The organism is Nitrospira marina, from assembly GCF_059568365.1.
In genome coordinates this window covers 1,555,160-1,581,617 of record NZ_JCANTH010000001.1, presented here as the reverse complement: position 1 = coordinate 1,581,617, position 26,458 = coordinate 1,555,160, and the positions used below count along the sequence as shown (strand labels likewise).

The window sequence follows — 26,458 nt, the reverse complement described above, 5'->3', positions numbered from 1 at the left end:
CCCAAAACCTGAACAATAGGTAGAAAATACAGGCCCCAAAGATTGCCCTTCCCAATGGCGGGACGTCGACTCTCTTACTCTGACTGAGAATTCTTCCGGTGAAGGGTTTCCATTTGGAGGTAGATACAGGACGCCGTCCAGGTAATCAGTACCAACCCGGTCAGTGATTCTATTCCAGTAAGGAAGCGAAGCGGGCCGGTTGGAATAAGATCGCCAAACCCTAAAGTCGTATAGGTGACAAAAGAATAATAGACACAATCTTCAAATCCAGGGGCCAACGCCCCCACGAACGTCCCATATTCTTTGGCGAGAATTAACCCATAGTACCCCGCCGCAAAAATCAAAATTTCTACGATATGCGCGATAAGCGCCGATAAGATCCCCCAAATGACACCCAACCTTGGTCGTTTTGATCGAGAGGGCATGAAGATGAAAATACGGTAGACGACTTCATAATGAACCATGACGGACAAGGCGACGAGCAGCGTGGTGACAAATAAGGTCAGAAACATGTAGACCCGTGGTCAAAGACCGTTCATTCCAAAAGAAAATCAAAATCCTTTTGAGAGAGAGACGCTGCGCCGCCCTGAGGGGTGGCCCCTTCCAGGACCGCGTGATAGAGATCCAATTTCTTCTGCTTCAATTCCATCATTTTCTCTTCTATAGTATGTCGCATGAGTAACCGCATGATAGACACGTTCTGCGTTTGCCCGATGCGATGCGCGCGGTCAGACGCTTGGTTTTCCACAGCGGGATTCCACCAGGGGTCGAGGTGAAATACATAGGACGCTTTGGTGAGATTCAGCCCTTGCCCGCCGGCTTTAAGACTCAATAAAAAGATAGACGGGTTCGCTCCCTCCTGGAATTTCTGAACCAGTTTTTTCCGTGTGGGGGTCGGTGTGGAGCCATCCAATCGGACATGAGGAATCTCATGCGCATCGAAGGCCTGTTCGACGATATCCAGAAACGACGTGAATTGGGAGAAGACGAGCGCGCTATGCCCTTCATCAAGAAGCTCCTTGAGCCGATCAAGGAGACATTCAAGCTTCGGGGAAAGTTCGGTATGCGCGGGACTGAGCAATTGCGGTGACAAGCAGATCTGTCGGAGCTTGAGAATCGCCGTCAGCGCGATGATCCGGGCCTGCGCGGGCGTTTGACTTCGATAAGCGGCAGCAATGGTCGAACGAATTTTGGTGACCGTCTGTTGATATAAACTCTTTTGGCGATCTGTTAATTCCAGATACAGATCGGTCTCAATTTTTGGTGGCAGTTCTTTGAGGATTTGATTTTTGGTCCGGCGCAACACAAACGGCCTGCTCCGCTGCATGATGGTCTCTAACAACGCCGGGGAAGGCGCTTTCATTTTCCCCCTGATCTCTTCATAGTCTCCCAGAAGACCCGGCACGCACAAATCCATCAGGGCGTAATATTCTCCCACATGATTTTCCAAAGGTGTTCCGGTCATCACGCATTTAAAATATCCTTTGAGACGTCTTGCGGCACCGGTGGTTCTGGCTACAATGTTTTTGACCGCCTGGGCTTCATCGAACAGAATGACATTGAATGGGATCTGTTCGAGGATCGCAATGTCCCGTCGGATGAGGCCGTAGGTCGTGAGGACCACATCGGCTCCCGCAAATGAAGACGTGCGTTCCTTCCCGGTATACGACTGTATAGTCAGTGAGGGATAAAATCTGGAAATTTCATGCTCCCAATTAAATAAGAGGCTGGGAGGAAGCACGACGAGGTGTGGACCTTGAATCGGTTCCGGTGCGGTGATGAGGCCTTCTTTAATCCCGGCGAACAAACAAATGGCTTGCAGCGTCTTCCCCAATCCCATGTCATCCGCCAGGCACGCACCCAGGCGATGTTGATAGAGAAACCCCAGCCATCGATACCCCTCTTGTTGATACGGGCGAACCGTCGCATCCACGACTTGAGGAAGGGGAATAGCCTCAATCTGCTCAAAATGCAACAACCGGTTGATCAAGGCTTCATCCGCCGGAGGGAGAATGACGGTCACCCCCCTTTTTCTCAAGGCCACCCAATCCAGGATTTGCAGTTTCGGGACACGAACGACAGCCTTTTGTTCCCGGTGTTCCATACTGGGCTTATTGGAGAGAAAGGCAAACGCGCGCAAAATGGCCTGGGTATTCTGGTCCACAATCCGGATGATGCCGTCCGCCTCCATCATTCCACCACGTTCAAGAATTTTTTCGATATCTTTCGCTTCGATCCGCACCCCGTCACACAACAGTTCCGGTCGAAGTTCAAACCAATCAATGCTTGATGCCCGTCGCGCATCGATCGAGCAATCCCACTGCGAGGTGGAAATGGGCTGGTCTTGATAGAACAGCCCGATGCCGACTTCCTGTAATTTTGCATGAAGCTCGGGAAGCAGGGGATAGAGGTTGGTGAGCGGCAGACTCATTTCATCATGCTCCACCATTCCCTCAAAAAGCGAAGGTCCCCACAGCGTATATGGAATGGCATAGAGCAAGGCTTCTTTCGCCCAATCGTTCATCACCATACACCAGTGCCCATCGTGAACCACCAGCCGCACACTGGGCTCTAGTGCGGGCGAGGAAAACCGCTGAAGGATCTGTTCGGCCTCCGCCTTCAGTTTGAATGGACGAAATTCATCCTGGGCAATGCAGGCCTTTACCAGTTTTCTGACATCCGTTGGCTTCTGATGACCGATCAATTGGAAAAAGGTGTCATAGAGGAGTGCACGGCGTTTCTTCGCCTTCAATCCGCTCGAGACGGTTTTGGCTCGCTCAAGAAATGGAAATATCCTGAAAATAGGCACACTGGGGCGCCCCTGACTTTCCCCGAGCCAACATTCCGCGCGGAGGATTCCTGTCCTCAAATCCAACACCGAGACATCCAACGGAATGGCCTCAGGGATGAACGTGAGGCGATAGTGGTAGGTCGGTGCCTTTCCGGAATGGTGGTGATCAGAGAGTGACACCTCCTGCCCGGCACACTTGAGCAACACCGACCGCAGGATTCGGTCTTGTTCATGAAGGGGAATATCCAGTTGTAAGGTGATAAATTGTTCGACCGGAATGGAAAACGTGGGTCTTGCCATTCCAGTGGGTCGTTCCGATGAAAGCCAGCCTTCGCGATGTTGGGATGTCGCGGGCAGGGCCAACGGTCGGCTCAGCGGGTCCGCGGGTTCAATAACCTGTTCCCGCTGACTGTTCTCATATAGCAGATCGTATACGGCCCATCCACCTTCATGTTCGAGGGGCCCGAGCTTTTTGGCATTCAAATCAGCCGCAAACCCCAGACAGGCGTACGAGTTTGGTTGCACCTCTCCGTAGCGTAAACAACAGGCGGCAATTGAAACATGCGAACCGAGAATGTCCAGTTCGGTCTTGGTGGTATACAGCGCATCCGGTGCCCATTCCAAAGGAAATCGTCCGTCCGCATTCTCGTAAAACAAGGCATGGTGCTGGCCGTGGTGCTTCAGGAAATCTCGTAACCCTTCCTGAACGGACCATGCGGGATCCTGCGTGGCCCGAAGCAGCACGGCTAACTCGGTTGGCATCCCGGCAAAGGATTGGCAAATGTTCCCATGGTTGGTAATGCGAATGGATGACACGCCATGGTGGTTGCAGAGAGTAATCTCAAACCGTGGAGGAGGGGCCGGAGTGGATGGTTTTGAGGCCAAAGGGCTCCCGGCGCGTTCCATCAGTTGCCGCAAGAGTAGGGCCCGTTGAGTGGAATTGGATGAGGGCATCCGGAAGGTATCGGGAAGCAGGAGATTGACGGTAGTCAGGAGAGCACAAATGACATGCTTACAATGCGACTCCGGCGTCCACACCGGACAGGTGCAGGAAAAGGTCAGCTGCCCGTTGTGCACGATGAACCGAACCAGATATTGGGTCGCCCCCCGCACCGTAGCCGACAAGATAGACTGCGTCCGGTCCCAGCTATACGACTCGAGCCTTCCTTGGGCATAATACTCATATCCGCGAAGAACAAAGGCCTTGGAAGCCAGGAAGTAGACATGGTTCGGAGAGAGGACTTTCAGGTGTTCCAAAACACCAAAGGGTTCTACGGGCATCGTTCCCCTATCATCGCACAGGACCCTGAGCGATCAACAAACAGGCACGACCTCCGGCACCACGGCATTCCCGGTCGTGATGGACAACGCATCACTCGATGCAATTGGTAGCGGTTCTGATGAGACATATGGGTGTTCATACCTATCGAACGGATTTCCCGGGTTGAACAACTTTACGGGTTTTTCCATTCCAGATGCCGATCGGCAAAGCTTCAATTATACACCACTCATCTTCTGATGTATGCCGTCTGAACAGAGCAAATACCAACTATCGCCAGACCGGCTCAAAACGCTTGATGGGAAGTCCATGACGCTCTCATTTTGAAGATCCACGCCTCTGTTAGCCCGGAACCTCAATACGATGAAAAAAGGCCATCGCTCAGCGCAAAATGCTGGAAAATCAACGCTGACGTCTGAAGTAATCTTACACAGCCGTGCCGGGATTCATCTGTGACATCATCAGCCCGTAGAAATAAAATTTTCCACCGTACCGGATCAAGGGCCGGCTTTTTCTCGTGCAGGCATGTAGGCAGGAGGGTTGATTAAGGGATCGGGAGAGGGTCTTTAACAATTACGGTGCCCTGCATCGATCCCAAATGAAGGTCGCAATGGTAGGGAAATGTACCGGGATGCTTAAACACATGCTCGAACCGCTGTCCGGGTTTATTAAGGTTTAATCCACTGTTGAACTGCTTTCCACCACCAGAGCAATCGTTTATCCGACAATCACCACTTGTGACACTGTGGGGTTCTTGCGCGCCATCGGCATAAATCCACATGACCTTGTAACCCGGCATAATCGTCACGTCGTGAGGCAAATAAAATGTCGGGGCCCGGAACAGCACCACCACTGCGCCAATCGGAGCGTTGGCCCAACCATTCTCGGAAGGGACAGGAGCCCGGGGAGCCCTGGCTATAACCAAAAACTCATCGTGGGACGGGAGAATTTCACACCGATGGCCTTCCTGAGCGGTGACCACCACTTCATCTACCTGTTGAAAGGTTGCATGGGAAACAACGCCGTTGAATAGGCCGTCATCCACGACGAGGGTGGTGGAAGGCGTGCCATCCCCCACAGAGATTTGTACATGCAAACGACAATTTTGGGGGTTAAGTTTCCAGGTCAGTTCAACAAAAAAGGGTTCTCCGACTTCAACTTTATCTATCAAGACCGTACGGTCTCCGGATTCCAGATTCAGCCCGAAATCCAGCACCATATCCCCCGTTTCCCAGCCGACCGTGGGAAATGCAGACGGCGGAAAGCCCAACAGCCACAGTCCATTCAGCACCACCCCTAGCAAGCCATACATCCCGAATTTGTTCATCATGGCACTTCCGCCCGGGTTGAATATGCTCTGGCTGATGTCGTCTTTTGAACCACTCCAAACCCTCTATCCCATCACCAATCCTTGGGGGTCATTGCCGTCATCTTCCCTTCGCCCGACACATTTTGGAGGAATGCTCTGACCGATCGACTCTCCTGACTCCTCAAGATTTTTCTCGCACGCCAAAGTATAGGAGTCTCACCCGCAGCGAGTAAATGCATAATTTTTACGCAATTGAACCGGGATTCTGGGGAAACTCCTTCATTTCAACCAATTACATGCCGAAAAAAATGAAAGGAAATTTTTCGCAACGCACAGGCATGCCTTTTTTATCAGTAAAACTCCTTCAGCACACCGGGGAGCATCTTTTAATGGGATATCTCACATGTACGCATTCCTTCGCTCAGTAACTTGAGAGGGGATATCCTGCACGGTTTATTTGAAACCATACCGTCCCCCCAGCACATCTTTTCTCACCATCGCCACCGGATTGTTCCCATGATGGGTTAGCCAATCGTATGTCTGGCAATGCTTCAAACATTGATGTTTTATGGCTGCTGATCTGTGCGGCCCTCGTCATGCTCATGCAAGGGGGATTTACCTGCCTGGAAACAGGTCGTGTTCGAGCCAAAAATAGCATCAACGTCGCGATCAAAAACCTGGTTGACTTTTGTACCTCTTCTCTCGCCTTTTGGGTCGCAGGATTTGCCTTGATGCACGGACCAACGACAGCCGGCCTCATCGGCACGGAGGGATTTCTTTTTGATGCCCACGAGCAAGGATGGTTGTGGGCGTTTTTTTTCTTTCAGATGGTATTTTGTGGGACCGCCACAACCCTTGTCTCAGGTGCCGTTGCCGAGCGGATGCGATTTACGGGGTATTTGGTCACCAGCCTCATTGTTTCTCTACTCATTTATCCCATTGTTGGCCATTGGATGTGGGGAGGATTAGCCACAGGGCAGAATACCGGTTGGTTGAACCAACTGGGATTTATCGACTTCGCGGGTTCAACCGTCGTCCATTCCACGGGAGGTTGGGTGGCGTTGGCAGCCGTTGTGGTTATCGGAGCCCGCCATGGTCGCTTTTCCGACAAGGTTGTGCCTATCCACGGACAGAATCTGCCATTAGCCACACTTGGAGTCTTGCTGCTGTGGTTCGGATGGTACGGTTTTAATGGGGGGAGTAGTCTCGAGTTTACCCAAAAAGCCTCACAGATTCTGGTGAATACAACCCTTGCCGGAGCCAGCGGTGCGCTAGCGGCTCTTGGATTAAGCTGGTATCACCTGAAACGGCCGGATGTCAGTCATGCCCTTAACGGTGTTCTGGCTGGTCTGGTCAGCATTTCCGCTTCCGCCAATATCATGTCGCCTGAAGGCACGATTCTCATCGGCATCGGGGCCGGAATTATCTGTGTCGGCGCGACCATCATTCTTGAACGTTTGCACATTGACGACGCAATTGGCGTCGTACCCGTTCATGCCTGCGTAGGGGTGTGGGGCACCGTTGTTTTTCCTTTCTTGAGTACTCCGGACTCCTGGGGCACAGGGCTCACCGTCTGGGAACAAGCGGGCATACAAATCCTCGGCAGCACCGTCTGTTTCTTTTGGGCATTTGGTATAGGCTTCGCCATCCTCTGGCTGATCAATCAATGGGTTCCCCTGCGTGTCACGACCGAGGAAGAACGCATCGGGCTCAACATGGCAGAACATGGCGCCGGCACGGCTATTCTGGATCTCCTTGTCCAAATGGAAGAGCAACGAAACAGTCATGACTTTACCCGTCATGTCCTCTCAGAGCCTCATACGGAGGTTGGCCAGATCGCGGAAGAATATAACCGGGTATTAGACACGATCAATACGGAGCAAGGACGACGCCAGGAAATGGATGCCGCCCTGGCCTATGGGGCCAGACTTGATACCCTCTTTCAGGAGATCGCAAAGGCCACAAACGAATCCTCGACAATTGAGGACGCGATGCAACTCACTCTGGAGTTGATTTGTCAGAATACCGGATGGCCTGTCGGACACTTATACCTTCTATCTGAAGAGACCAGCCACACTCTCATTCCCACTGCCATCTGGCATTTGGAACATCCGGACTGCTTTGAGACCTTTCGTTCCATTACCGAACAAACCGTTTTTGAAACCGGCGTGGGTCTTCCCGGTCGGGTGTTGGCCAGTGGAAAACCAGGGTGGATTCGGGATGTGACACAAGATCCCAATTTCCCCAGAGCTCAAGTAGCAAAAGATATTGGCGTGAGGGCTGGATTTGGATTTCCAATTGTCATCGGGAAACAGGTGGTAGGCGTGTTGGAGTTTTTTTCGCCGGAAACGATGGAGCCGGACGCCAAATTATTGGAGGTCATGGGGTATGTTGGAGCACAACTTGGCCGTGTGGTGGAACGCAAACGAGGAGAAGCCATCTTGATTCATGCCAAAGCTGAAGCCGAGGCCGCGACGAAAACGAAAGCCGATTTCCTGGCCATGATGAGTCATGAAATCCGAACACCGTTGAACGGCATCATCGGCATATCGGATATTTTGCTCGGCACACATCTCAGCGAGGACCAGCAAGCCTGTCTGCTCACGATCAAGGATTCGGGTGATGCGCTCCTCACGATTATCAATGACATTCTCGATTTCTCAAAAATTGAAGCGGGCAAGCTGACTCTTGAGACGATAGACTTTGACTTTCGAGAGACGGTGGATGCCGTGGTTGATCTGTTAGGCCTTAAGGCGCAGGAAAAGCAGATAGAATTGATCAGCTTGATCAATCCGGAAATTCCCACCACCGTCCAAGGTGATCCCGTACGCCTTCGCCAGATCTTGATGAACCTTATTGGCAATGCGATTAAGTTCACCGCTCAGGGTGAAATTGTGGTTCAGGTTGTACCCGAAGAAGACACCTCTGGAACCGGCCGCTTACGATTCATGATTACCGACACGGGTATTGGGATATCCCCTGAAGGCCAGAATCGACTGTTCCAGGCCTTCAGCCAGGAAGACAGCTCCACAACTCGAAAATTCGGAGGAACAGGATTAGGCCTCTCCATAAGCAAAATGCTGGCTGAACTCATGGGAGGAAGGATCGGAGTCCACAGCGAATTAGGTCAAGGGAGCTGCTTCTGGTTCACCATCCGATTAGGCAGCCAAAAGTCTCACCGGAAACTCGATAAGGTTCTGCCTCGCGACCTAGAGGGTGTGCGTATTGTTCTCATCGATGATAACGACACCAATCGAATGCTACTTCAACAATATACAAGCTATTGGGGCATGCAAAGTATTCAAGCGGAAAATGGCGAGAAGGCCCTGGCCTTAATCCGGGAATGCGCCTTGAATGGAGAACCCTGTCACCTTGCTCTCATCGATATGAACATGCCTGGTATGGATGGTCTCGAACTGGCAAAAGCGATAAAAGCTGATCCGCAGTTGACGTCCATGCGTTTGATTTTGCTCAATCCTTTGGTTAACCGGGTCGATAATTCCCACAGCCTCACTCAAAGGCACTTTGCGGCCTTTGTCAACAAACCGGTTCGCTACAAGCAATTGCATCAATGTCTATTAAATGTCATGAGAAGGGCTGACGTGGCCCATTCGCCCCCCACGATTCAATTGCCCGCGAAGAACATGCGCAACGGCTCAGGGCAACGACTCCTCCTGGTCGATGATAACCTCGTCAACCAACAAGTCGGCGTTCGCATGCTGAGCACACTCGGATATCAGGTGGATGTTGCAGCAAATGGACGTGAAGGGGTTGAAGCCATCACACGAACCGCCTATGCCGGTGTGCTCATGGACTGTCAAATGCCGGAGATGGACGGATTTGAGGCTACCAGGGAAATTCGAAAACGAGAACGTACCTCCCCACACCTGCCTATCATTGCCATGACGGCCACCGCCATAGCTGGTGATCGGGAAAAATGTTTGGAAGCCGGCATGAATGATTTTTTATCCAAACCGGTGAAATTAGAAGATTTGAAACGTGTCTTGGGAAAATGGCTCATTCAACCTTCTTCAACGAGAAACCATGAGGATGAAGAGGGATCTCCTCAACCAGACAATCGAGAAACCTCACTCCGATCCGGAACATCCGCACCGGACCTTTCGCCACCCTTGGATTCGGCGATTCTCGCAGACCTCCACCGATTGGGAGGAGATGAGGATCCCGCATTTGTCATTTCCGTTATCGAGCAATATTGTCAGGATTCGGTTACACACATGGATGGAATCAATCTGGCAATTCAGGAAAACAAGGGTGATGCCCTCAGGAAGGTGGCGCATGCGTTCAAAGGTTGCTCACGAACCATTGGCGCCAAACCACTCGCCGAATTAGCCTTCCAACTTGAGCAAATAGGACAGACCCACGACCTTGAAAAAGCTCAAGCCATCTTCGTATCGTTGCAATCTGAATTCGAGCGGGTGCAAGCCGCTCTGCAAGATGAATTAAAGAAGTTCTCTGCGACCCTTCCATAATATGAGAAAAGCAGGTCCTCCGAGTCCTGACAAAAGGAGCTATCCATCTGAACGGAGGTTTAAGAACAAGGATTGGTCCCAAGCCAGATCTACAATGACCAAACAACACCCGTCTCGCCTGATTATTTTTCAAGCGGATGTCCGTGCCTTTCTTTTCACGGTTTAACACGTCCATAGGCTATCCTTGACGTGAGCCTTATACCCTCTCCATCCAAACGGACTTTTTCTATTCTTCAGATGAAAGGGGATTTGATTGGTTGGATTGAACCTGAAAAAAATCCCCGCCTTTATGCCATTCGTCGTCCGTTCCCCAATGCAGTTCCTTCTCAACCTTTTTCATCAGAGGAACATGCTTGGAACAGTGAATATAGGCTTCATCCACTTCTACCATTACCCAACATTCGGGATGTTGGCCCCCTTTCATGTGCGAAGCGTTAACCAGGGACTGTGGAATTTCTGGTATGGCAACCACTTCTTCATTGGTCATCACACGTGCCTGTCCATTCACATGCAAACCGACCGTACTTTGTAAAAAATCGATGAACAGCAGGCCGATCCGGGGATTTTCAAGAATGTTGCCGACACTCGCCATCACCCCGTTCCCGCGATATTCGGGATAGGCCAACATTTTGGCATTGAGCACTCTGACGAACCCGGCAGTCCCTGCTCGATACGAGCAATCACATTCGCCGTTGGCATTGGCGGTCGAAAGAAACACCATCTCCTGTCTGGCAATAAACGACTGCATGTTGTCGTTTAATTCTTTCGTCATCTGATTCCGATAAAAAGCCCTAGCCCGTCTGGCTGTTCCAAACATGCCTTGAGCTCGACCCTCCCCCTCAGAATTCACATACGGTGTCAATTCTTCCTGCTCGTTGTTCATCTCACGCCTTTGTTTATTGGCAAATGCCAAGCCAGGTCCTGCCTTGCCGCCCAAAATTATTGCAAACCTCCGGAGGGAGATTCACTCGCTATCTTAGAGCCACAGGCGTGCCTAAGGAAAGAACTACATGCCCCGTCACACCTCAGAATATGAAGGATGTGAGACACCTTCAATTTTTGTATGGGAAAGCTAAAGATTGTGCGGAGAAGTGAGAAAGAAAACCTGAATAACTCGGAGTACTACTATGAGGATTTATCCCCAAACGCCTAGCCGAATGCGTGATGAGGAGCAAAAGGTATGACGGAGAGAGCAAATCGACACTAAAAACCGATGCCCACCCCTACCCCGCCACCGACCCGGCCTCCGGTGCTGCCACCACCAAAGATGCTGTACCAGGGACCAGATTTGCTTTCCTGAATCAATGCCGAATCTTTCCACACATATAAGTGCCTGATCACCACTGCGGGAAACTGATAGTCCATTTCATCAAGCTTGGCGGAAACCGTCCCTGTCACCTCCCCCACGAGAGTGACCTGAGTATTCGCCGGGAACATGGCCGGGTCAAGAAAGGCTTTCTCCATGGCAATAAACCGGCCTTGTGAGTCGGTGCGAGTTGCCACGGGTCGTTGGTATTCATCCAAGGGTAATTGCAACACCTCAAGCCGGGTACCTTCCGCAAGACGCTTGGCCGACAGAACTTCCCCTCCAAGCACGAGCATCTTTCCCAGATAGCTCCCAGGATGTTGAATCACATCCGAAAATGTGAGCGTGGGATCAATTTGATTCTGAAGAATTTCCGGTATCTTCACAGGCGAGGAGGCGCATCCCCCCGCACTCCCTAGAGCGAGCACCAAACAACATATGATATTTTTTAGTTTCATCAGCATATTCTATCATAAGCCGATTGACCAATTTGAGTGTGGGACCTGACCGGCCACCCATCATTCCAGATGAACCTGATCAAAAGCCCTCTTGAATCGATCCACAGTATCGACGAAGTTGATGTGGAGAATGGACCGGCCGATTCTGAACCCGCTTACCCATGGCGTCCCTGACTGCAAAGCCTCCCCGACTTCTCACACTCACACGTTCCCATCTCATCGCACGCCGGTACTTTGCCGTCAATGGATTTGACGGCGCACTCACGATGCTGGGTTTGTTAGGGGGATTCTATGTGAGCGACGAAGTCAAATTGTTTGTGGTCATCAGTGCCTGCCTCGGGTGGCCATCGCCCTGGGGATGAGCGGCATCAGTAGCGCCTATATTAGCGAGGCTGCGAAAAAGTGCAGGCAACTCAGGGAGCTTGAAAAAGCCATGGTGAGCGAATTGAGACATTCGGCCCCTGGACGAGCCGCCCGACTCCTTCCGGTCGTCATGGCCTGGTAAATGGAATCGCTCCCTTGGCCATTTCACTGGGGATTCTACTGCCCTTGTGGGCAGCTCCACTGCTAATGCCACAATTTCTTTTTCCTTTGGAATCGGCGCTCGTCCTGACCTTGAGATCATTTTTCTGCTTGGCGGGTACCTGGGACGAATCAGTCACACGTTCCGGCTTTGGGCGGGCCTTCGAACTCTTTTGATAACCGCGGCCACTACCACCGCATTCATTCTCGCCTAAAGTCCGGAATAATCGTCCTTCAATACTCCAACGTTCCCCGGGCTTTCACTTCATCTGAATCCGACTTTTTGTTCATTCTTTGATCGATGAAGCTGACTCTCTACCCCAACGGGAGGTGCTGCCGGCCGGTTGACACGATATTTTCCACTTCACATTGCTGAAGATTTCCTCTACTATTTTTGGTCATCCGTGTGGAGCGAAACGACCCTAATGCTGACAAGTGAAAATAGCCAATATGAACAACAATGGGGAGAAAGGACCGGTCCTAGCCGGACTACTGACGTAAGAACGCGTTCTTGGCTTCAAGCGTCAGAATCTGAAATGGCCTGACGAACAATAACGAGCAGATCTTGTAAATTGTAGGGTTTTTGGAGAACCGCATAGACCCCTAAGGCACGGACCTGTTGTTCTAGCTCCGTAGTCAGCTGGCCAGAGTATAGGATCAAGGGATGGGTGGAGATATAGGATTGCTGTGCCAGTCGTTGGACGAATTCCAGCCCCGTCATCACGGGCATCTGATTGTCGGAAATCACAAGATCGAAGGACCTCCCTTGCTGAATCAGGGCCAACCCGACCGCCCCGTTTTCCGCTTCTTCAATGCTATACCCTTGAGCCTCAAGGACTTGCTTTAAGGCTTCACGGGCCATCTGATGGTCATCGACCAGGAGAATACGTTTCATCACTTCCCTCGTCCCTGCTCTCTCATGTCTTGACGGGGTAATGGTTGTTTTTGTGTATCACATGAAACCCTGCCAAATCTTGGGGATCATGATCTTTGCTTCTATGTTAATCATATCAGCTACGTCAAGAATCAGATGCTGATGAGAATCACGCCACATCATGTGGAATACCGGAGACAATCCGGTCAGTTACCACCAGCTCGACCCACCCGCTCATCCGTTGTCACGAGTGCCACCAGAGATGGCTATTGTTATTCATTGGACAGGAATGTCATCACTTTCAGGACTCGTTCCGGGGACAGAGGGCGGCATGCTTCCCGGCATTCCCAAAACCCTCGATGGCCACGGTTGCGCCTTCCAGCGTAAAGCCGTCTGAGGCTGCCGCCACCTCGGCGCGTTCGACAAGCCCGAACCACATCGATATACGCGTTCAGGTACCCGATGGTAAGGCAGCGATTGAAACCATTCAGAAAAGGGCCTTTGCCCTCATCCTGATGGATTGTCAGATGCCGGGTATGGATGGATATGCGGCCACCAAAGCGATTCGAGCCTGGGAAAAAGAACAACGCCATACCCCGATAATTGCGGTGACGGCCAACGCCATGTCCGGGGAACGAGAAAAATGTCTTGCCGCGGGCATGGATGATTACTTACCCAAACCCATTAAACCGGATAAACTCCGGGACATGCTCCGTCGCTGGTTACCACGAGAGGAACGAATGGCCCTTCCACTCAATCATATTGACGACGGCGTACTCCTTCAAAAGCCCCTCACGAATTCCGATCCTCTCACAACCGTGTCTGGCGCAACTCAATTGTTAGATGCTGAGCGATTGGCCGAATGGCGTACGCTGGAGGGGAACGAATTTGTATGCAAAATCTTGAAAAATTTCATTCGCGAAGCATTGGAATGCGTCTCGCAGGTTCAAGAGGCTGTCACGACAGAAAATTGGGAAGATTTAACGCTAGCGGCCCATGGGCTCAAGGGAATCTGCCGAAACGTGGGAGTGCAAAAATTGGCCGAGTTGGCTTTGGCATTGGAGCAACACGATCGCCATGATCATTTGGCAGGGCCAGGCACAAAATATCTGCTCTCAAGCAAGAGTTGGCTCGAGTACAATATGCATTAGAGCATAAAGTGGTCCAACACTCTACATAAATTTCTGGTAGTTGAAGCTGTCCTCAGATTGACGGGAACAGAAGCTACGGACAATGGGGCCATCCAATAAAGACAGCCTGGAAGGATTCCGGCTCTTCTTCCCTTTCCTTTTAGGAATGTGACGGCAACTACAATATGGGTTTAAAAAAGACTGGTGTTCTGATATGCCGCTTTTTATGCCATACAGAGAGGATCAGAGGTGGCAGGAACGTAAAGGGAGGCAACTATTTCAAGTAATACTGCCATTTTTGTCAGAACAGGCTTGGATTGGGAAAATACTCCAAGAAGAAAACCGGTATTTGTACCAAACGATTAGTGAGAAATTGCAGCACTCACTAGTATTGCGGTGGTTGCGGGCCTGGGCGTATCCCAACTAAATCGGGATCTTCTCCATCAAGCACTCGAGGAGGTTCTTCGCTTTCCGACTTGCGTTGCTCACGTCGGGCTTCCTTATCCTGTTGCTTCATTCTTTTGACCATCTCACGGTTTCGTTTGGCCTGGGTCACTTTTGTCGGTCGTCCCATTTATCTTCCTCCTTTCGAATAGGGTATCACGCCTCCGGCTCCATCATTTGATGAGCTGGAAAGCTTTCCTAGGCTATGCCTCTTCCCCGGACTATCTAGTGTGAGGCACCGGTCCTCACGGGTCTCCAGGTGCCGACTCTCGTCCGGCCAAGCAGCATACCTGCGTTACGTGGACTCCCTGCGTGCCTTGGGCGGCTTTCCTGAGGGCGAGGAACGGGAAACTTTTTGAGGCACCACATCAAGACGAGTCGCGCTATCCTGATCGAACCCGGGACTCGACATCATCAGAACTTGTCGGCGAACCTCATCAATCGGCATGGGAATTTTTTCTTTAGAAGGATCAGCGAGGCCAAGGAGATCCCAACGGATTTTCGGCTCAGGTTTGAATGTTTTTCTATTTCTAACCTTGCCACCCCACTTCATTGTCAGCTTCATAAGAAGCCTCCTTCTGTCTAAAGAACCATGCGAATCATGACAAAGAACACACACCGTCCTTTTAAAACGGTACGGAAAGCGAGGAGGAATGAAGGCCATACTCCCCTCACGAAATGATCGTCGAGATCAATCCTCCTAGGAATGAAAAGGCAGGAAAGGCAGGAGAACCACCATCGCTTGTGCCGTGATTCAGGGTAGCACTCCACTGGGAGGGAGTCAAATATAGGGAGAGATTGTAGTCACGGAGTTTAGGCTTAACCTTCCAACCACCTCGCGTCTTCCAGAGTCCTTGCCTCTCAACGACCGGAATCACTCACGTCACAGGGACAAGGGGGAAAATTCTCCTCTTAATGCAGGGACGTCGGACAGGTATCTAAAGAGCAACCTCTTCACCTTTGGGTTTCCAATTCCGTGCAAGATCTGTTGCCTCAGTGATCTGAGCAGCGGTCATCTCCTGTGAGAGTAGATCTAATGCTTGGATCGACGGATCTATGCCCTGCTGCGCGGCCAGATATGCCCACATATAGGCTTGCACCAGGTCCTGCCGGACCCCTTCTCCTTTATAGTACATGAGGCCAACATGATTTTGGGCACCACCATTGCCCTGTTCGGCAGCCCGCAGAAACCATCGAAAAGCTTCTTGAAAATCCTGCGGGACCCCCAAACCCTGGCGGTACATCGCCCCGAGATTGTTCTGAGCCCTGGCATTCCCGAGATCGGCTGCCCGACGGTACCACAGTCGAGCCTGCTCAAAATCCTGTGGCACTCCCTGCCCGTACCGGTACATATAGCCCAACATATTCTGCGCCTCGGTATGTCCCTCTTCCGCTAAGGGTCGCCATTCAGACAGAGCGGCGGGAAAATTTTCCTGCAGATATGCCTCCTCTCCTTCCTCATACCCGGCCCACGCTACTCCCACCCAACAGAGCAAGAGAATTAGGCTTATTCTCAGGGTGATAGCCGAAAGGATCATAATGTCATGACTCCCTTTGCCCCACATCAGGGTCAAACTTACTATCGGGTAACGACTGACCCTGACAGACGTTCATGTACCCATCGTACTCTATGCCTGTTGCTTGGCTTCAAGTTCCGCCCATCGGGTATACAGGCGTTCCACTTCCTGTTCGGCGGACTGGAGATTTTCATAGGCTTCCTGCAGCTTATGATGATTCGCAGCAATTTTGGGATTTTCTGTTTCGATACGACACAATTCGAGGACCGCCTCGGCATCAAGGACCCGTTTTTCTATTGTGTCATATTCTTGCTGGTCACGAAACGACAGTTTTTTTGCTTTTGGCCGGTCAGCCGTGGCACGGACACTCTTGGATTGAGTGCCGGTTTGATCTTTGCCTGACCGTTGCCGGCGAAGCCAGGATTCCCATTGTCCATAATCCGCAAATTGCCCATATCCTCCCTGCCCGTCCAATCCTACAAAATCCGTACACACTTCCTCCATCATGTAACGATCGTGGGTCACCAGGATCAAGGCTCCGGGAAATTCCTTTAAACTTTCTTCCAACACTTCTCTCGTCGGAATATCCAAGTCGTTTGTAGGCTCATCCACAATCAACACGTCGGCGGACTGCAGCATTAACCTGGCAATGACCGCCCGGGCTTGTTCGCCACCGGAAAGCAACTCAATAGGGAGATCCAATTGTTCAGGCTGAAACTGAAACCGTTTGGCCCATCCAGCCAGATGCACGGTCTGGCCCCGGTACATGACGGTATGCCCCGAATCCGACAACGTCCGCCGCAGGGTCATCTTTGGATCGAGTTGATCACGATTTTGATCAAAATATACGACTTGCAATTTATCCGCATACGTCACGCTTCCCTGATCAGGCTCCAATTCCTTGGCAAGTAATTTTAACAGGGTGGACTTCCCCGAGCCATTATGACCTAAGACCCCTGTGGCGGTTCCCGGTGAGATGACCCAGTCCAATTTTTGGATAATGGTTCGCGGGCCGAACGTCTTTCGAAGCTGATGGACAACCATTAACTGTTTTGTGCGACGACCCGAGCCGACAAAATCGATGGAGGTTTCCTCTTGTCGCAAGCGCACCTGAGTCTCAGCTAATTCAGCCTGCAATGCATGGGCGGAATCTATGCGAGACTTCGCTTTAGTGGATCGAGCCTTGGGCCCTCGACGAAGCCACTCTTCTTCCCTACGAACCTTGCCCGCCAATGCCTGAGCCTGTTGAGTTTGGCTATTCAGAAATTCTTCCCGCTTGACCAGAAACTCCTCATAGCTTCCCGGAACAAGAAAAATCCCATCAGGATATCTCCGATTGATTTCAGCAATCTTATTTGTGGCATGCCCAAGAAACCATCGATCATGGCTCACCATGATCCACGGCCATGGAGCCTGGGACATCACCTGCTCCAACCATCGCATCCCTTCCAGATCGAGATGGTTCGTCGGCTCATCCACCAGCATGACATCCGGCGCCTGAACAAACCCACAGGCAATGGCGAGCCGTTTTTTCCATCCGCCTGAAAGAGGGCCCACGAGCTGATCGCCTTGAGCAAACCCCATGCGTCCCAACGTCTCCTGCACCCGTGCCACACAATCATGCGCGTGGAGGCCGGATGCCAAGGCTGCTCGTTCAATTTCCTCGGCGACCGTCGACTCCGAATCGAAATCGGCCTGTTGGGGAATATAGGCAATGCGAAGATGCTGCCGTCGAGTGACTCTTCCCTCATCCGGCTGTTCAAGCCCGGCAAAAATTCGAAGGAGGGTACTTTTCCCCGATCCATTCGGTCCGATAATCCCGATCCGGTCTTTTTCTGAAACGCCTAGGGTAAGTTCCTGGAAGAGACGCTTGGTCCCATAGGCTTTGGTAAGTTTCTGTCCATAAATCAGCGCTGACATACGTATCACACTCCTTAATAGTCCGACCTTCATAAACCGGACATCAATATTATTCCTTCCCACCTGGGGAACGCCCCTATTCCTGCCAGACCGGACTCACGCAAGAAATGACCCCTTTCAACCAACATACCTGTCTCCAGAGGCAGAAACCAAGCTGGGGGATCTGTTTGCTAAAGGACGACCTCACGCACTCTTCTATTCAAATTTTATGAATGGCAAAGGACGTTGGTCGGTGCCAATCTCAAACATCATTATCCCGACCACAGACGATTTTCACTCTCTGTCCTGTCCACCATTCTCACACTTCACCTCCCTGGCTATATACAGCCAAATGGACGTTTCAGTCGTTGGAGAATTTTGGCCCAAAGCGTCTGATACGTTTCACGTCCCTGTAAGAGTTCACAATAGCGCCCAAGCACCCGTTGATAGGCGTCGGGAAAAGTCCGGCCCGCCCACCAATGGCAAGATCGAGGTAATCCATAAATGATGGCTCCTAATCGAGAAGCCACTCGAAATTCCAATCCGAATTCAGCTTCCGCATTCCTTTCATATTCCTCCAACCGATGCCTTGGATCCCTGATAGTGGAAGCCACACTGACTGCCGCCAATTGTCCGGATCGGACAGCATAATAAATCCCTTCTCCCAGTAACGGATCAACCAAATGACCCGCATCGCCGACCAATACGGCTCGATGCCGCACCAACCTTCCAGTCCACCGATGTCCAGGGCGATACGCCGGATAATGGGCAATTGGGAGGGGGTGTCCTAGGGGGGAAGGAATGGAAAGCCCGGCCAAAGCAGATTCATGACTGATAAAATCCTCAAAACTGCGTTTAGGACGATTTCTGCCACGAATAAATTCGCCCACACCCAGCGATAGGCCTTTTTCCTTCGGAAAGACCCAGCCGTATCCTTTTTTTGCTGCGCGTAAACTGATTAATACCGTTTGTGAGCACTGAAATGCATGAGGTGTGTCTCCATGATATTCACTTTCCAAAGCAGGAATATTTACGACCTCTCGCTCAGGGAAACATTGTTGAGCCACCACACTCATCGCTCCATCGGCTCCGATGACCATCCGGCCGCGATACCGTCCTTTCCCAGTGGTCACTTCGACCCCATCCTCTAATTCCTGAATGGCGACGACGGACTCCTCTTCCCGGATTTCTACTCCAACCTGCCGGGCTTTCTCGACCAACCAGTGATCGAAGGTCTTACGCATGACCATGTAGGCGACGGGACGCGGAGATTCGACAATAAAGGAATCCGTTCCCCCGTAAATAAATTGCACACGATTCACCGTCCCTTCAATAATCGTTTTGAAATCGGCCGGAAGAATTTGTTCAATTCTGGCGGAGAGCCCTCCGCCACAGACTTTGTACCGGGGGTGAACCTGCTTTTCAAACGCCAACACGGACATTCCCAATCGGCTCAACTCATATGCAGTCGAAGCTCCTGAAGGCCCCATGCCCACAACAATCACATCGTACTGAAAGGAATGAAGAGGAGGAGTCACAGGTCAGAGATGAACCGTGGTGAAAATGGGTTTACGAGACAAACCTGAACAGGTTAGTGAGGAGGAAGCTATCCGGTTACGAAAACTGTGTCCTCTTTTAAAAATCTTTTCCTACTGTACTGGAATTCTCCCTAGGTTGACTACCCCTTTACCGCTCTCAATGACAGAACCAGGCGCCAACAGTGGAGCGTGATAACCCCGGAATAAAGAGTGATTCATCACATTGCCCCTCAAACGCTGGAAGAGACCGGGTAGGTGGCTGAGCCGTCAGAGAATCCCCAAATACCCCGTACCAAAACAGACAATGGGGAAAGGAAGAAGAAAAGAGAGATAGGAGAGCTAGAGCACAGAAAATGTCGAAAATTGCGAATCCGTTGTATACATAGGGATGATTTTCTCCATATGCATTTCGGATAATAGGGTCTTCACCGGATCCTGAGGATTCACGATAATCATGCGGCCTTTGAGTTTCTGGAACTTCTTGGCAAGGACCACCAAAGCCCCTAACCCCACACTATCCAAAAAGGTCACTCCTTGAAAATCCAGGATAAGCCCTTGTGAATTCGAGTCTGTATATTTTTCTGCAGTCTCCTTAAAAGCGTTTTTAGAAAAAATATCCAACTTTCCAGAAAGACTCACGACCGGCAAGCCATTCATGTTTCGTTCTTTAATAATCATGGCTGGGCATTGTTCCTTCTCTTTCCATGACCCGCTCGCACGTAGATTATCCCATGTTTCTTGGCTTTGGTGGACCTATCGGAACATTTAGAGGGTATCTTGAGGGTTATGGCTGATTCATGACCTTTCACCAGCGTTACGTATATCTTGGGCCTTTTCCGAGGATGAGATATGGACGCTCAAAAATCAGTGAAAGGGAAAGACAGGCAAACACCTGACCGAAAGCCAAACAAACGGAACCCATTTATTCTCAATCTGAAGGCCCACTCAGGAACGACCCAACGTCACCGAGAGCAGCTCCTGAGAATCTCCACGCTGAACCCTGAGCTCGACAACTTGGCCGGGTTCCGTTCGCTCAATCAAATAATTTTTCAATTGTGCCGGTGTGGTAATCAGGACATCATTAATGGCCATCAACACATCGCCTTTTTGAAATCCCGCATGGCGTGAGGGACCGGTGACTTTGGCCACGACCAGCGCCCAACGACTTCCCATCCTCAATGTCTGGAGCTGAATCCCCAGCACCGAAAACCCCGGCACCCTGTCAGCCAAAACGGCGGTCACCACCCGTTGAACCAACCGGCCCGGGAGCACAAAAGCCAATCGGGCACACCGTCGATCGTCATGCTGCGTTTCCGTTTGAATGATGGCATGCATAAGCCCTACCAGTTGTCCATGTTGATTCAACAGCCCCCCGCCAGAATTGCCGCTACACACGGACATATCCACCTGCATTAATCGACTGTTCACCGTCGGCAAAAACGTATTGGGATTTCCTGTCATACCAAAGTTAACAGCCGGCCCCCAACCCAGTGGATACCCGACGGTAAAGACCTGATCGCCATATGTCACATCTTCATCGGCAAACGTGACATGCGCTTGTGGCCAATCCGATTCGGAACCCTGGAGTTGATACACGGCCACATCCAGGTATGCATTGGCTCCCTTGCGAGCGGCCGCCAATTCAAAAATGTCGTCCGTCACCACATGAATGGTGTCCGGGATTATGACTTTCCCTCCCTCGGTTCGCTCTACCGCATGCCGTGCCGTCACAATCACTCCCCGGCCAATATGGATTCCCGATCCGCGAATACTGACCGGTAGCCCATAGCCATTGTCTGGAATCTCAAGTTGATCAGCCTGCAGTATCCCGACTGTCGCCACCTTCGCCTGTTCAATGGCCTGGGAAATCGGCATGGCCGAAGCCTCTCCCAACCCCACTAAGTAGCCAAGCCCTACAAAAAAAACAAGTCCAAGGAAAACCGACCTGTCAGCACTCATCCGTACCCCCAGCGTTTCATGATGGCCCGCATAGCACGCATCAATACTCATCTTTCGAACCGACTCCCTCTCTTAATGATATTCCACAAGAACACAGATAGCTAAGACTTATCTCTGAACACCTCATTCGCGAGATCAACGTGTTCCTCTCTGCTGAATGCGAACGACTGGTATTTGCCGGCAACTGGCCAGCCATACCTGCGGATCACGCAGGTTGACCCCAATCCTTTAACCCACTAAATAAAGCTTTCATATGCTGATAGGAATAATGGGCATTTCTTCCACTCGGGTTTGGCAACACACAAACAGGAGTATCCCCAAGGGTAAGAGATTGCAGACCAACCTGAATAGGGAGTTCAGACAACCGTTTGACAGCCTTGGTCGCCTTCCTGGACGAGAGAAGCATGCGAGCCATACTGACTCCTAACAAAGCCACGAGTCGAGGTTGATATCTCGTGATTTTTGTCACTAATGCCTGATGCCCCTCCAGAAAATCCCGTTTTTCCAAATCCTGAACACCGGCGGTCGGCCGAGCAATCAGATTGGTAAGGCCATATCCGAATGCGGGCAAGTGCCAATCATCCTGATAGGTCATGGGAACGGGAATCAGCTTGGCGTCAAACAGTAATTTCCAAAACCGGTTGGAAGGCCCGGCAAAATGATGCCCGACCTCAGCAGAGCGCAGACCCGGGTTAATTCCAACAAAGAGAATGGATAACCCGGGGACCAAATAATCAGGAAGACCTGAATGCGGATGACTTGTGGTCATTCGTCCTCGATCGTTGGATACACCTACACGCGTCTGCATATCTTGAATATAGAAAGCCCGGAATTGTGCTGTGTGGCCTCTAGCACGGCTGCGACAATGGATCGGAGAATACGAGGAGATTGTGGAGTATAAAACGGAAATGCTTGGAGAAGAATTTCATCCCAACCGGCCACCGGGTAAAACCCGAATCGTGACTTACTTGGAAGCCAGTTTCGTCTGAATCTCCGAAAATGTCTTCTCAGCCTCAGGGAGAAGATCATCCCGATTCCCCGCCCTGGCAAGCTCGAGCGCCTTTTTCGCTAAATCAAAAGCCTCTTGATCCTCTCCCCGCTCGGCACACGAACGCGCCACGACCATGCGAGCATTAATGGATTGAGGATCCTGCTGAATCACCTGCCTCAGCATCGCTTCGCCTTTTTCGGAATCTCCTCCAAATAACCCGGGGACTTCGATGAGAATCGTCCCTTTAGAAGAAAGGGCATCCATATGATTAGGATTGAGCAACAGGGTCTTGTCCAGTGCTTCCATCATCCGTCCATATTCGAACACCGAGAAAAGAACTTCTCCGTTGGCGCGCATCCGCTCGCCGATATTACAGAACAGGGCAAAATGCGCATCGGCTGAACGCTCGTCCAGTCCCACAGCCTTTTCCGCCAACTTCCGCCCCCGCTCAAAATGATCAACCCGAACCGTTTCCTCCGTCGCCCGCCTCCCTTCATGGCATTCATCCATCGCCTGTTTTGTCAGAACCTGAGAAGAATCTTCAGCCCAGACTCCAGGGATCACCCACCAGGAAAGCAGCAAAGTGGCCAATAAAATATAAAGCATTCGATGAGTAACGGTCATCTTGTACAAGTCCTTTGTGCGTTGCTCCGGTGAATTCCAACCAATGAAGGGTCAGACAAAGCAAATAAATATTTTATACCAAGTCAATCGCTTATGCCAACGCCTAGAATTAGGATTTTCACCTTACGGTTACACAAAGGAGAAACATTTACGTTTGGGGCAACGAGAAGGAGTTTATGAGCAGAGATCATGCAGTGAAGCGGTTGTCAGGACGTTCCCGAAATGGAATTCCGCATCGATTGAAGCCATCTTACCGCCCCAATACCCGCAGCATGGCCACTGGCAAAACAGGCAGTCAGAAGATAGCCACCGGTTGGGGCTTCCCAATCCAGCATCTCTCCCGCACAAAATACTCCCGGCACGGTACGAATCATCAGTCGCTGGTTCAAGGCTTCGAAAGCCACTCCGCCAGCCGTGCTAATCGCTTCCTCTAACGGACGGGGCGCAACGAGAAGCACGGGCAGCGATTTGATGGCCGACCCGAGCAGCACGGGGTCCGCAAAATCTTGTTTTGACACACATTCCCTCAGAAGGCCGGCTTTTACCCCTGAAATACCAACCCGGCGCTGTAGGTGGCTAGCCATCGAGCGTGAACCACGCGGCCGTGATAACTCTGCAATGAGCCGCGACACATCACGGTCGGGCGCCAGATCCAATCGAAGAAGCGCCGTGCCTGTTTTCACGATCTCGTCGCGTAACCATGCCGAAATCGCATAAATCACTCCTCCCTCAAGACCGGTCTCCGTCAGAACGAATTCGCCCTGTTGCCGGAACTCAACACCCTCGTGAGTGGTTCCCGCAACGGCAACCGGCTTCACGGGATGGCCGGCGTAGCGACCGCGGAGGTGCGGACTCCAAGCAACATCAAACCCACAATTCGCAGGCATTAGTGGTTCAATGTGAACACCACGCCCGGCGAGCAACGGCACCCACGCCCCATCTGAGCCGAACCTGGACCAACTGCCACCACCCAACGCCAACACCACCGCATCAGCAGAAACGTCACGATCGCCTTGCGGCGTGGCAAACCGTAGGGATCCGGTCTCGGTCCATCCAACCCAGCGATGCCGAACGTGAATTACCATACCGTGCTGGCGCAACCGGCGCAGCCACGCCCGCAAAAGAGGTGCAGACTTGAGGTCTGTGGGAAACACCCGGCCGGATGTTCCGATAAACGTCTCAACACCCAGTTCATGAGCCCACTCGCGTAATGCATCCGGGCCAAATCCGGCGAGCAACGATTGGAATTGTCCCTGTCTGGTCCCATATCGTGCAAGAAATCTCTCCAATGGTTCAGAATGCGTCAAGTTGAGCCCACCCTTCCCCGCCAGCAAAAATTTTCGACCGACGGAGGCCATGGCGTCATACAGGTCCACGCATGCGCCCTCGGCAATCGCCGCCTCAGCAGCCATCAGACCGGCCGGCCCCCCGCCAATCACGGCAATTTTCATTGTTCCCTGTTTCAACATCATGTCAGACCGGCACCAAGGTGAAAGTCAAAAGGTTTTCTCACGTGATGATTGTCGATTGTCCTCTCTGAGTATGAAATTTTGGATCTAGCCTGATCCATAGTCCCCAAATGAAAATTCCCCACACCAATTCTCTTCATCAAAAATGTGAATTGCCCGAAGAGAACGGTTTTATTTAAGATAGCATCAGCGCATACATCAGGATCACATCTCCCCTAGTAGACTTCACAAGACAGGAGACCGGAATACATGGAGCAGGAAGAAATTCGACAATTATGGGCCGACGGTGAGGATTGGATCATCAAGCGCCAACACCATCAATATTTCTATCGTCCGGATGGAAAATACGGAGACTGGAAGCCGGGACTTCCTCCCGGCGTGGTAAAGCCGGACGTCGATACCCTCTTCGATGATTAAACGATGGACGCTCCGTCATCATCAGAACCGGAATGCCCATATCTCAAAGAAATTTCTTTTCAACTGATCAACCATTCCAGAGAGAATCCCCCACGAACCCTATGCGATTTTCCGGACGTATCATTGGTCTGCTCAAGGAATACATGCATGACTTAGTCGAACAAGCCAAACAGGAGGAAGCCGCACATGCCAGCTTCGGATTTGCTTCCCAACCTTATCGGGCTGACGAAGCGATCTCAGATCTTCTGGCCATTTTGGATGACCGAATTGAATCAGAAGGCGTCCAGGTTGGCCTTCCCATCGAGTTTCTTCATCAGATGTGGACACTGTGCAATAAGGCAACCACGCACATTTCGGAAACCGTCTGGTTGAGAAAAAATCTGGATAAGGGCACCGGGTCGAAAGCGGAAGTCCGGCAACTCACCTACCAAGCGCTCATTGCATTCCTGGAATCTCAGCCCGAAGAAGACGAGTCGGGAAACGCGACTTCAAACTGAATGGCTGACCAACCATCCCGCCTCCTGACATGGCCTTGACGCCATCCGCACCCTTCACACTGACGGATAATCTCGGATTCATCTTCCTCCAGCAGCCCGGATATCACCAACTGTGTTTGCGGACCCCGCATCCTCGCAAATTCATCGATCACGTGAAGTATCGTTCTGCGATCCAGGTTGGCCAGAATGACATCAAATGATTGAGCCGGAAGCGTGGCCAACTGGCAAGAAGAAAGTGTCAATGCTTCTTGGATGTTATTCACCACCGCGTATTCCCTGGCACAGTCGAGCGCCGTCGTATCCACATCAATTCCCAGCGCACTGGTCGCTCCCAGGCACAAGGCCGCCATCGCAAGAATCCCGCTCCCCGTCCCCACATCCAGCACCCTCATGCCTGGAAGCCACGTGACCCCTTCCAACCATTCGAGAATCATTTGCGTAGTGGCATGATGACCGGTCCCGAACGCCTGCTTGGGATCGATAATCAATTCCACTCCATCCTCGGGCATCTCCATGGTGGCCCAACTCGGGCGAATGCCAATGCGACGGCCAATACGAATGGGCTGAACGGACGCGGCCCATGTGGCATTCCAATCTTGAGCCTTCACCGGATGAACCCGCAGCGCTCCTTCCGGAAGAGCCACACCCAATACGCTGAACGCCGACCGGACCTGCTGAAGAATCTCTGCTCCATTCTTATTCCAATACAGCACGGTGGATCCCTCCGCTTCCCATGCTCCAAGAAATTCCTGGCAATCGAGAATCCCTGCTAGCTCAGCGACATCCACGGAAATGGGAATGATGATTTCAAAGGCAGCCGCATCCATAAAAGCTATTCCATCGGTAAAGGGTTTCTAAAAGTACGCGACTTCGGCCACCCAATCCTTCGCGGAAAGTCATAAAAGCCTCTTTTCAAATCGGCGCCAGCCATAAGGAGAACAAGG

At 51.5% G+C, this 26,458-nt stretch carries 23 protein-coding genes; 6 read left to right on the top strand and 17 right to left on the bottom strand.

From position 1 onward, the window contains the following. Window positions 1-74: 74 nt before the first annotated feature. From LX98_RS06465 to LX98_RS06455, 3 genes are all read right to left on the bottom strand, one after another. Window positions 75-512, bottom strand: coding sequence for an ion channel (locus LX98_RS06465; RefSeq protein WP_496428122.1), 438 nt, complete (start codon window positions 510-512; stop codon window positions 75-77). Between the two features lie 23 nt (window positions 513-535). Beyond that, window positions 536-4,072 carry an SNF2-related protein gene (locus tag LX98_RS06460; protein ID WP_496428121.1) on the bottom strand — a complete coding sequence of 1,179 codons (3,537 nt, stop codon included), beginning with the start codon at window positions 4,070-4,072 and terminating at the stop codon, window positions 536-538. A gap of 542 nt (window positions 4,073-4,614) precedes the next feature. Next, complete coding sequence (locus LX98_RS06455; protein ID WP_496428120.1) at window positions 4,615-5,400, bottom strand: plastocyanin/azurin family copper-binding protein; 786 nt, start codon at window positions 5,398-5,400, stop codon at window positions 4,615-4,617. Window positions 5,401-5,915: 515 nt separating this feature from the next. Between LX98_RS06455 and amt the strand changes: the two genes are divergently transcribed. Further along, a complete protein-coding gene (gene amt / locus LX98_RS06450; RefSeq protein WP_496428119.1) occupies window positions 5,916-9,869 on the top strand; it encodes an ammonium transporter in 3,954 nt (1,317 codons plus the stop codon). A gap of 226 nt (window positions 9,870-10,095) precedes the next feature. Here the strand turns inward: amt and LX98_RS06445 are convergent, their stop codons facing one another. Beyond that, entirely contained in the window at window positions 10,096-10,752 is a 657-nt protein-coding gene (locus LX98_RS06445; protein ID WP_496428118.1) for a pyridoxamine 5'-phosphate oxidase family protein, read from the bottom strand. A gap of 320 nt (window positions 10,753-11,072) precedes the next feature. Then, a complete protein-coding gene (locus tag LX98_RS06440; protein WP_496428117.1) occupies window positions 11,073-11,633 on the bottom strand; it encodes a Slp family lipoprotein in 561 nt (186 codons plus the stop codon). Between the two features lie 161 nt (window positions 11,634-11,794). Here LX98_RS06440 and LX98_RS06435 point away from each other — a divergent pair, with 161 nt between their 5' ends. Further along, on the top strand, window positions 11,795-11,995 hold the full coding sequence (locus LX98_RS06435) for a hypothetical protein (RefSeq protein WP_496428116.1): 201 nt from the start codon (window positions 11,795-11,797) through the stop codon (window positions 11,993-11,995). A 677-nt stretch (window positions 11,996-12,672) separates the two neighbouring features. On the opposite strand, the gene LX98_RS06430 is transcribed toward LX98_RS06435, so the two are convergent. Further along, window positions 12,673-13,050 carry a response regulator gene (locus tag LX98_RS06430; protein ID WP_496428115.1) on the bottom strand — a complete coding sequence of 126 codons (378 nt, stop codon included), beginning with the start codon at window positions 13,048-13,050 and terminating at the stop codon, window positions 12,673-12,675. A 160-nt stretch (window positions 13,051-13,210) separates the two neighbouring features. Between LX98_RS06430 and LX98_RS06425 the strand changes: the two genes are divergently transcribed. Together LX98_RS06425 and LX98_RS06420 are read left to right on the top strand one after the other, a co-directional pair. Then, on the top strand, window positions 13,211-13,426 hold the full coding sequence (locus LX98_RS06425) for a hypothetical protein (protein WP_496428114.1): 216 nt from the start codon (window positions 13,211-13,213) through the stop codon (window positions 13,424-13,426). Then, window positions 13,389-14,180, top strand: a complete 792-nt coding sequence (locus tag LX98_RS06420) for a response regulator (RefSeq protein WP_496428113.1) — start codon at window positions 13,389-13,391, stop codon at window positions 14,178-14,180. Before LX98_RS06425 ends, LX98_RS06420 begins: the two co-directional genes overlap by 38 nt. Window positions 14,181-14,544: 364 nt before the next feature. Here LX98_RS06420 and LX98_RS06415 read toward each other — a convergent pair whose 3' ends face one another. The 10 genes from LX98_RS06415 to LX98_RS06370 all read right to left on the bottom strand — a co-directional run bounded on the left by LX98_RS06415 (window position 14,545) and on the right by LX98_RS06370 (window position 24,603). After that, complete coding sequence (locus LX98_RS06415) at window positions 14,545-14,733, bottom strand: hypothetical protein (protein ID WP_312642316.1); 189 nt, start codon at window positions 14,731-14,733, stop codon at window positions 14,545-14,547. A 165-nt stretch (window positions 14,734-14,898) separates the two neighbouring features. Next, window positions 14,899-15,168 carry a hypothetical protein gene (locus LX98_RS06410; RefSeq protein WP_496428112.1) on the bottom strand — a complete coding sequence of 90 codons (270 nt, stop codon included), beginning with the start codon at window positions 15,166-15,168 and terminating at the stop codon, window positions 14,899-14,901. 373 nt (window positions 15,169-15,541) lie between these two features. Further along, window positions 15,542-16,141 (bottom strand): tetratricopeptide repeat protein, encoded by a 600-nt coding sequence (locus LX98_RS06405; RefSeq protein WP_496428111.1) that lies wholly within the window; start codon window positions 16,139-16,141, stop codon window positions 15,542-15,544. Between the two features lie 90 nt (window positions 16,142-16,231). After that, window positions 16,232-18,040: an ATP-binding cassette domain-containing protein gene (locus LX98_RS06400; RefSeq protein ID WP_496428110.1), complete on the bottom strand. Its 1,809-nt coding sequence runs from the start codon at window positions 18,038-18,040 to the stop codon at window positions 16,232-16,234. Window positions 18,041-18,357: 317 nt separating this feature from the next. After that, window positions 18,358-19,557: a geranylgeranyl reductase family protein gene (locus LX98_RS06395; RefSeq protein WP_496428109.1), complete on the bottom strand. Its 1,200-nt coding sequence runs from the start codon at window positions 19,555-19,557 to the stop codon at window positions 18,358-18,360. 339 nt (window positions 19,558-19,896) lie between these two features. Continuing rightward, complete coding sequence (locus tag LX98_RS06390; protein WP_496428108.1) at window positions 19,897-20,235, bottom strand: anti-sigma factor antagonist; 339 nt, start codon at window positions 20,233-20,235, stop codon at window positions 19,897-19,899. 267 nt (window positions 20,236-20,502) lie between these two features. After that, complete coding sequence (locus LX98_RS06385) at window positions 20,503-21,567, bottom strand: trypsin-like peptidase domain-containing protein (RefSeq protein ID WP_496428107.1); 1,065 nt, start codon at window positions 21,565-21,567, stop codon at window positions 20,503-20,505. A gap of 154 nt (window positions 21,568-21,721) precedes the next feature. Continuing rightward, entirely contained in the window at window positions 21,722-22,285 is a 564-nt protein-coding gene (locus LX98_RS06380) for a uracil-DNA glycosylase family protein (protein ID WP_496428106.1), read from the bottom strand. Between the two features lie 195 nt (window positions 22,286-22,480). Beyond that, the gene (locus tag LX98_RS06375; RefSeq protein ID WP_496428105.1) at window positions 22,481-23,131 is read right to left on the bottom strand and encodes a tetratricopeptide repeat protein; all 651 of its coding nucleotides are present in this window, start codon (window positions 23,129-23,131) and stop codon (window positions 22,481-22,483) included. A gap of 206 nt (window positions 23,132-23,337) precedes the next feature. Continuing rightward, window positions 23,338-24,603, bottom strand: coding sequence for a TIGR03862 family flavoprotein (locus LX98_RS06370; RefSeq protein ID WP_496428104.1), 1,266 nt, complete (start codon window positions 24,601-24,603; stop codon window positions 23,338-23,340). 246 nt (window positions 24,604-24,849) lie between these two features. On the opposite strand from LX98_RS06370, the gene LX98_RS06365 reads away from it, so the two are divergent. Both LX98_RS06365 and LX98_RS06360 read left to right on the top strand, forming a co-directional pair. Further along, window positions 24,850-25,017 carry a hypothetical protein gene (locus LX98_RS06365; RefSeq protein WP_312642336.1) on the top strand — a complete coding sequence of 56 codons (168 nt, stop codon included), beginning with the start codon at window positions 24,850-24,852 and terminating at the stop codon, window positions 25,015-25,017. A 101-nt stretch (window positions 25,018-25,118) separates the two neighbouring features. After that, window positions 25,119-25,514: a hypothetical protein gene (locus LX98_RS06360; protein ID WP_496428103.1), complete on the top strand. Its 396-nt coding sequence runs from the start codon at window positions 25,119-25,121 to the stop codon at window positions 25,512-25,514. Here the strand turns inward: LX98_RS06360 and LX98_RS06355 are convergent. Continuing rightward, entirely contained in the window at window positions 25,472-26,341 is an 870-nt protein-coding gene (locus LX98_RS06355; RefSeq protein WP_496428102.1) for a 50S ribosomal protein L11 methyltransferase, read from the bottom strand. The genes LX98_RS06360 and LX98_RS06355 overlap by 43 nt on opposite strands. Between the last annotated feature and the right edge of the window lie 117 nt (window positions 26,342-26,458).